At 62.6% G+C, this 1277-nt stretch carries 2 protein-coding genes and 1 pseudogene; all 3 read left to right on the top strand.

The features are described 5' to 3' along the window. Positions 1 to 69: 69 nt before the first annotated feature. Positions 70 to 657, top strand: a complete 588-nt coding sequence (locus G495_RS0114560; RefSeq protein ID WP_028588367.1) for a hypothetical protein — start codon at positions 70 to 72, stop codon at positions 655 to 657. 12 nt (positions 658 to 669) lie between these two features. Beyond that, entirely contained in the window at positions 670 to 1032 is a 363-nt protein-coding gene (locus G495_RS0114555) for a hypothetical protein (protein ID WP_027182227.1), read from the top strand. An 18-nt stretch (positions 1033 to 1050) separates the two neighbouring features. Next, positions 1051 to 1277 (top strand): annotated as a pseudogene (locus G495_RS19500) (HK97-fold major capsid protein); the annotation flags it as partial.

The raw sequence follows: 1277 nt of genomic DNA, 5'->3' as shown, positions 1-1277 counted from the left end.
GCCAGGATTCTGCAGGTGGCGTCCCTTCAGAGCCAGCCCGACCAATCCCAACCCGAAGGAGATTCCACGATGGAAGACAAAACCAAACCTACCGAAGACCCGGCCGCCAAGACTGAATCTGACGCGGCCAAGAAGAAACCGGCCCAGCAGGAAGGCGATCCTGCCCGCGTTTCCGACCTGGAAAAGGAAAACCGGCAGCTCAAGGCCCAGGTCGCCGAGCTGCAGAAGCGCGTCCAGGAATTGGAAGCCGAACAAAAGGCGGCCGCTTGCCGCTCCCGGGCCAAAAAACTGCTCACCCGGCTGGAGAAGCAGGGGCTCTCCTTTGCGTCCGATGAGGACCGGGAAGCCGAGCTGAAACGCCTGGCCGAACTGTCCGACGAAGCCTTCGCCGCCACCGAAGCCGCTTATGAGCGCCTGCCCAAGTCGGCCAAGGCGGACAAGGACAAGGAAGAGAAACCCGCTGACAGCGACCAGGGCGGCAAGCCCGCCGCCAAGGCATCGACGGAAACCCCGCTGCGCAGCGACGCCGGTGTCAGGCCCCACGATGTGGACGACCGCAAGGTGTCGCTCGAGGACCGTCTGCGCGACGGGTTCATGGCCGCTTACCGCAACCGTGTCGGCGAGGACTCTCCCGAACACTCGCAAATCAACGCATAAGGAGGAAACACCATGTCATTCATCAATCCGTGTCACCGCAGCCTCGCCTATGGCGACGGTCACATCCAGGGCGATGGCCAGCTCGGCCAGGTGGTCCGCGTGGTCGGCGACGACCTGTTCGCCGTCAACACCGATCCCACCAAACGCTCCTTCGGCATCCTGATCAAGGATTACGCCGGTGGCGAAATGCCCGGCATCTATTGTGACGGCGGCGTTTACGAGACCGACGCCTTCGAAGGGACCGTCGTCGCCGGAGACGACCTGAAAGTTTCGGCGAGCGGTCGGCTGACCAACGGCGTCGCGGCCGGAGAGCACGTCGTCGCCCACGCCATTTCCGTACAGAGCGGCGTCCTCAAATTCCGCCTGCTCGTCTAACCCAAGGAGCCAACGCACATGAAAACCAATCAGTTGAAGATCCATTCCCAGGAATACATGGAAACCATGGCGCGGCTCATGAGCGAGGCTCTCGAGTCGCCCGAAGGCATGCGGGCGCTTGCCGCCGCCATCGCCGCGCCCATCGAACAGGAGATCAAGCGCAAGGAGATCTCCTCGCTGCTGCTCACCAAGCACACGTTGCCCAAGGGCGAACGTCCGGTCTACCAGAAGAAACCGACCGTCAA

This window comes from Desulfocurvus vexinensis DSM 17965 (assembly GCF_000519125.1).
In the GTDB taxonomy this organism is placed as follows: Bacteria; Desulfobacterota; Desulfovibrionia; order Desulfovibrionales; family Desulfovibrionaceae; genus Desulfocurvus; species Desulfocurvus vexinensis.
The sequence above is the reverse complement of the archived record's forward strand: the minus strand, read 5'-3'. Positions and strand labels throughout refer to the sequence as shown.

Coding starts and splice junctions, on each gene's coding strand:
- G495_RS0114560 (WP_028588367.1), top strand. CDS start 70: ATGGAAGACAAAACCAAACCTACCGAAGACCCGGCCGCCAAGACTGAA.
- G495_RS0114555 (WP_027182227.1), top strand. CDS start 670: ATGTCATTCATCAATCCGTGTCACCGCAGCCTCGCCTATGGCGACGGT.